Raw genomic sequence first — 6,026 nt, forward strand, 5'->3', positions numbered from 1 at the left:
CGGCGGCGCGTCAGCGCAGCCGGATCAGCGTCGACTTCAGTTCGGTGTACTTCTCGAGCGCATGCAGCGACTTGTCGCGGCCGTTGCCCGACTGCTTGTAGCCGCCGAACGGGAAGTTCATGTCGCCGCCCTCGTCGTAGCAGTTCACCCACACGGTCCCCGCACGCAGGCGGCGCGATACGTCGTGCGCGGTCGTCAGGTTCGACGTCCACACGGCCGCGGCCAGCCCGTATTCGGTGTCGTTCGCGATCCGCACGGCCTCGTCGACGTCGTCGAACACGATCACCGACAGCACCGGCCCGAAGATTTCCTCGCGCGCGATCTTCGCGTCGGGCTTCACCTCGAACACCGTCGGCTCCACGTAGAAGCCGCCCGTTTCCGCATTCACGCGCGCACCGCCCGTGACGAGCCGGCCTTCGCCGCGCCCCGCTTCGATGTAACCGAGCACGCGCTCGAGCTGAATGCCGTCGACGATCGCGCCCATCGATACCGACGGATCGAGCGGATTGCCCGGCACGTACGCGCGGGCGGCCGCGACGAGCTTCTCGATGAACGCGTCCTTGATGTCGCGATGCACGAGCAGCCGCGAGCCGGCCGTGCACATCTCGCCCATGTTGTAGAAGATCGCGCCGGCCGCCGTTTGCGCCGCGCGGTCGAGATCGGGGCAATCGGGCAGCACGATGTTCGGCGACTTGCCGCCGAGTTCGAGCCACGCGCGCTTCAGGTTCGACTGCGCCGCGTACTGCATGATCAGCTTGCCGACCGCCGTCGAACCGGTGAACGCGATGCAGTCGACGTCGCGATGCAGCGCGAGCAGCTTGCCCGGTTCGCCCGCGCCCGGCACGACGTTGAACACGCCGGCCGGGATGCCGGCCTCGAACGCGAGCTGCGCGACGCGGATCGCGGTCAGCGGCGATTTCTCCGACGGCTTCAGCACGACGCTGTTGCCGGCCGCGAGCGCAGGGCCGAATTTCCATGCGGCCATCAGGATCGGAAAATTCCACGGCACGACGGCGGCCACCACGCCGACCGGCTCGCGCGTGACGAGACCGACGAGATGGTGATCGGCCGGCGCGACCTCGCCACCGACCTTGTCGATCGCCTCGGCGAACCATTCGACGCAGTACGCGGCGCCCGGCACGTCGACCGTCGTCGTGTCGCCGATCGGCTTGCCCGCGTCGAGCGTCTCGAGCAGCGACAGTTCGTCGAGATGCTCGCGCATCAGCGCGGCCCAGCGCAGCAGCACGGCCTTGCGCGCGCGCGGGTTCAGGCCGGCCCATACCCCTGCGTCGAACGCGCGGCGTGCGGCCGCGACCGCGGCGTTCACGTCCGCTTCGCCGCAGTCGGCGACCTTCGCCAGCACGCGGCCGTCGATCGGGCTCACGCAGTCGAACGTCTTGCCGCCGTGCGCGTCGCACGACGCGCCATCGATGAATGCGCGCCCTTCGATCTCGAGCGACGCCGCCTTGTGTTGCCAGTCAGCCAAAGTCAACTTGTTCATCAGGATGCCTCAATGTGGTGACATTCGCGATGCGGCCCGCCGCGCGCGTGGCGCACCGGCGGCCCGCCGCGAATGCAGTGACGCGCGGTCAGAAGGTTGCCGGCGAATTGGCCGACACGACCTCGCAGATCAGTTCCGCGCTGGGATTGCGAAAACGATGCGGCAAACGGCTTTCGAAGTAGTAGCCGTCTCCGGGGTCGAGCAGCCACGTCGCGCTATCGACGGTCAGCTCGAGCCGGCCCGACACGACGACGCCGCCCTCGTGCCCCGCGTGCACCAGCATCTCGGGCCCGGTGTCGGCGAGCGGCTGGTAGATCTCGCGCAGGATGCACATGTTGCGATCCTTCACGTTCGCGCCGACCAGGTGAAACGCGAGCGTCTCGTTGCCGAGGTTCGGCATCTCGTCGCGACGCGACACGACCGCGCGCGATTCGACGAGCTCGAACGTGAAGAACTCCGCGAGACTCATCGGGATGCATTCGAGCAGTTTCTTCAGCGAGCCGACCGACGGGCTCACGCGGCCCTGTTCGATCAGCGAGATCGTGCCGTTGGTGACGCCGGCGCGTTTCGCGAGTTCGCGCTGCGACAGGCCATGCTTGTTGCGCACGAAACGCAGGCGCTCGGCGACTTCGGTGGACATCGATTCGGTTTCGGACACGATAAGTGCGATGACAAAGTGAAACGACGCGGTGGACTGCCGTTGAATATTCTAATCACTTTATGCCGCACATCAGCGGGGAAAACCCTGAAAGGCGTTCGAAATAATGGACGGCGCGTCGATTATTCCTTTTGCGAATCTTTTGTTCGTATTGCTCGGGAAAGCCCTGATGCAGGACCGATAAAAAACATTTGACGCCGTTATTGGCTCGTATATGCTGGCTCTCAGGTCAGCGTCATCAGGCTTTCACAGGCGTCGAAAAGCGTTATCGCAACGCAACAATCGACGCCCGTGAATGTAAATGATGCCGGACCGGCGCCTCGATTATTTTAAACGCCCCGCGCGTCGAAACGATCAGGTGTTCAATACTTTCAACAAACCAGTCGAGTGTAATCGTGAGAGTCCGTGGCCCTCTGGTGAGGTGGGATCGAGGCGATGTGCGAAGTTTGCGCAGCGCCGTTCCCGCTTCCGACGGCAGTTGCGGCTGGCATAGTCCTCGCCTGCTTCACCTGTCGATCTACACCATCCTGTCCCGTCGTTCCGTTCGGCGCCACAACGCCGTTTCCGCACGCGCATTCGTCGCCGTCGATACCGACGAAGTGGCGTCGCTGCTGCCGTAGCGCCTCTCCTTTCTTCACGTCGTTCGTTTTTTCTGTCGATTCGCCAACCGCATCGTCCGTGCGGTGACGGCACGCGTTCGCGCATTCGTTGCCGCGTCGCGTATCGCAATGAAACGAACGACGGCCTGACCGTCGCGCGCAGCGCGGATCGCCACGCCATCCCGTTGCGCCCATTCACCAGCGGCCCCGCGCTCAGCGCCGGGCTGCGGGGTCGTGTCGCGCCCGCGTTTCGCCGCATTCGGGCCGACGCGCGTCACGTCCCTACGGATTACTGATTGACGTCATGGAAAGGAAACCTCTCGTCGGCATCACCGCCGACCTCACCCAGATCGGCGCGCACGTGTCGCATACGGTCGGCGACAAATACGTCGCCGCGATCGTCGACGGCGCGCATGCGCTCGCGATGGTGCTGCCGGCGCTCGGCGAGCGGCAGTCGACCGCCGACGTGCTCGACGCCGTGGACGGCCTGCTGTTTACCGGCAGTTACTCGAACGTCGAGCCGCATCGTTACGGCGGCGAGCCGAGCGAGCCCGGTACGAAGCACGACCCCGCCCGCGACGCGACGACGCTGCCGCTGCTGCGCGCGGCCATCGCCGCGGGCGTGCCCGTGCTGGCCGTGTGCCGCGGCTTCCAGGAGCTGAACGTCGTCTGCGGCGGCACGCTGCACCAGCGCGTACATGAAGTGCCCGGCTTCGCCGACCACCGCGAGGACGACGGCGCGCCGATGGACACGCAATACGGCCCCGCGCACGTCGTGCGCCTGACGCCCGGCGGCAAGCTGCATGCGCTCGCGGGCGGCCGCGACGAAGTGCACGTGAACTCGCTGCACAAGCAGGGCGTCGCGCGGCTCGGCGCCGGCCTCGCCGTCGAGGCCGTCGCGCCGGATGGGCTGATCGAGGCCGTGAGCGTCGTCGACGCCCCGGCGTTCGCGCTGGCCGTGCAGTGGCATCCGGAATGGCGACACGCGCAGGACCCGCTGTCGAGCGCGATCTTCCGCGCGTTCGGCGACGCGTGCCGCGCCCGTCGCGTCGAACGCACCCGCGCCATGGCCGCCGCCGCGCTCGCCTGAGCGCGCCCACCAGACAACGAGAACAGACATGCAAGACATCGAAGACTTTCTGAAGCAGCACCGGATCACCGAGATCGAAGCGATCATTCCCGACATGGCCGGCATCGCGCGCGGCAAGATCACGCCGCGCAACAAGTTCACGTCCGGCGAATCGATGCGCCTGCCGCAGGCCGTGATGGTGCAGACCGTCACCGGCGACTATCCGGAAGACGGCTCGCTCACCGGCGTGACCGATCCCGACATGGTGTGCGTGCCCGACACGTCGACGATCCGGCTGATCCCGTGGGCCGTCGACCCGACCGCGCAGGTGATCCACGACTGCGTGCACTTCGACGGCTCGCCGGTCGAGATCTCGCCGCGCTACGTGCTGCGCCGCGTGCTCGACCTGTACAAGGCGAAGGGCTGGAAGCCGGTCGTGGCGCCGGAGCTCGAGTTCTATCTGGTCGACATGAACAAGGACCCCGACCTGCCGCTGCGTCCGCCCGTCGGTCGCACGGGCCGCCCCGAAACGGGCCGCCAGTCGTATTCGATCGAGGCCGTCAACGAGTTCGACCCGCTGTTCGAGGACATCTACGAATACTGCGAAGCGCAGAACCTCGACATCGACACGCTGATCCACGAAGTCGGCGCCGCGCAGATGGAGATCAACTTCATGCACGGCGACGCGCTGTCGCTGGCCGACCAGGTGTTCCTGTTCAAGCGCACGGTGCGCGAGGCCGCGCTGCGCCACAACATGTACGCGACGTTCATGGCCAAGCCGATGGAAGACGAACCGGGCTCGGCGATGCACGTGCACCAGAGCATCGTCGACGAGGAAACGGGCCAGAACCTGTTCACGTCGCCGGAAACCGGCGGCGCGACGTCGATGTTCTACAACTACCTCGCGGGGTTGCAGAAGTACACGCCGGCGCTGATGCCGATCTTCGCGCCGTACATCAACTCGTATCGCCGCCTGTCGCGCTTCATGGCCGCGCCGATCAACGTGCAGTGGGGTTACGACAACCGCACGGTGGGCTTCCGCATCCCGCACTCGGGGCCGGCCGCGCGCCGCATCGAGAACCGCATCCCGGGCGTCGACTGCAACCCGTACCTCGCGCTCGCGGCGACGCTCGCGGCCGGCTATCTCGGCATGACGCAGCGCCTGGAGCCGACCGAGCCGCTGGTGAGCGACGGCTACAGCCAGCCGTACCAGTTGCCGCGCAACCTCGAGGAAGGGCTGACGCTGATGGCCGCGTGCGAGCCGCTCGGCGAGATCCTCGGGCCCAAGTTCCTGAAGGCGTATTTCGCGCTGAAGGAAACCGAATACGAAGCGTTTTTCCGCGTGATCAGCTCGTGGGAACGCCGCCATTTGCTGCTGCACGTTTAAGCGCGCATCACCGCATACGGAATCACGGAGGAAACATGACTTACCGCAACGAATCTGCCTGGATCCAGCCGGCCGCGCCGACCGCCGCGGCCACCGCGCCGCGCGCGACGCAGGCACGCACGACCGCCGAATACCGCGCGCTCGACGCCGCGCACCACATCCACCCGTTCTCCGACATGGGCGCGCTCAATCGCGCCGGCAGCCGCGTGATCGTAAAGGCCGACGGCGTCTACCTGTGGGACTCCGACGGCAACAAGGTGATCGACGGAATGGCAGGCCTCTGGTGCGTAAACGTCGGCTACGGCCGCAAGGAACTCGCCGACGCCGCGTATCGCCAGATCCAGGAACTGCCGTTCTACAACACGTTCTTCAAGACCACGCACCCGCCGGTGATCGAGCTTTCCGCGATGCTCGCGGAAGTCACGCCGGCCGGCTTCAACCACTTCTTCTATTGCAACAGCGGCTCGGAAGGCAACGACACCGTGCTGCGCCTCGTGCATCAATACTGGCGCGTGCAGGGCCAGCCGCAGAAGAAATACGTGATCTCGCGCAAGAACGGCTATCACGGCTCGACGATCGCGGGCGGCACGCTCGGCGGAATGAGCTACATGCACGAGCAGATGCCGTCGAAGGTCGAGCACATCGTGCATATCGACCAGCCGTATTTCTTCGGCGAAGCGCAGCCCGGCGAGACGCCGGAAGCATTCGGCCTCGCGCGGGCGCAGCAGCTCGAAGCGAAGATTCTCGAACTCGGCGCGGAGAACGTCGCGGCATTCATCGGCGAGCCGTTCCAGGGCGCGGGCGGCGTGATC

Annotated in this window: 6 protein-coding genes; 4 read left to right on the forward strand and 2 right to left on the reverse strand. The window is 66.2% G+C overall.

Annotation, left to right across the window (positions count from 1 at the left end; translation table 11 throughout):
* Positions 1-10: 10 nt before the first annotated feature.
* Together AC3IFE_RS11840 and AC3IFE_RS11845 are read right to left on the reverse strand one after the other, a co-directional pair.
* Entirely contained in the window at positions 11-1,501 is a 1,491-nt protein-coding gene (locus AC3IFE_RS11840; RefSeq protein WP_301739972.1) for an aldehyde dehydrogenase, read from the reverse strand.
* A gap of 88 nt (positions 1,502-1,589) precedes the next feature.
* Positions 1,590-2,141, reverse strand: coding sequence for a cupin domain-containing protein (locus AC3IFE_RS11845; protein WP_089468799.1), 552 nt, complete (start codon positions 2,139-2,141; stop codon positions 1,590-1,592).
* A gap of 455 nt (positions 2,142-2,596) precedes the next feature.
* On the opposite strand from AC3IFE_RS11845, the gene AC3IFE_RS11850 reads away from it, so the two are divergent.
* From AC3IFE_RS11850 to AC3IFE_RS11865, 4 genes are all read left to right on the forward strand, one after another.
* Complete coding sequence (locus tag AC3IFE_RS11850; protein WP_006488040.1) at positions 2,597-2,779, forward strand: hypothetical protein; 183 nt, start codon at positions 2,597-2,599, stop codon at positions 2,777-2,779.
* Positions 2,780-3,062: 283 nt separating this feature from the next.
* The gene (locus AC3IFE_RS11855; protein ID WP_489190647.1) at positions 3,063-3,848 is read left to right on the forward strand and encodes a gamma-glutamyl-gamma-aminobutyrate hydrolase family protein; all 786 of its coding nucleotides are present in this window, start codon (positions 3,063-3,065) and stop codon (positions 3,846-3,848) included.
* Between the two features lie 28 nt (positions 3,849-3,876).
* A complete protein-coding gene (locus AC3IFE_RS11860) occupies positions 3,877-5,214 on the forward strand; it encodes a glutamine synthetase family protein (protein WP_089468645.1) in 1,338 nt (445 codons plus the stop codon).
* 35 nt (positions 5,215-5,249) lie between these two features.
* A partial coding sequence (locus AC3IFE_RS11865; RefSeq protein WP_489190648.1) for an aminotransferase class III-fold pyridoxal phosphate-dependent enzyme occupies positions 5,250-6,026 on the forward strand: 777 nt, incomplete at its 3' end.

It is taken from the genome of Burkholderia sp. APQ4-4ca, assembly GCF_057837105.1.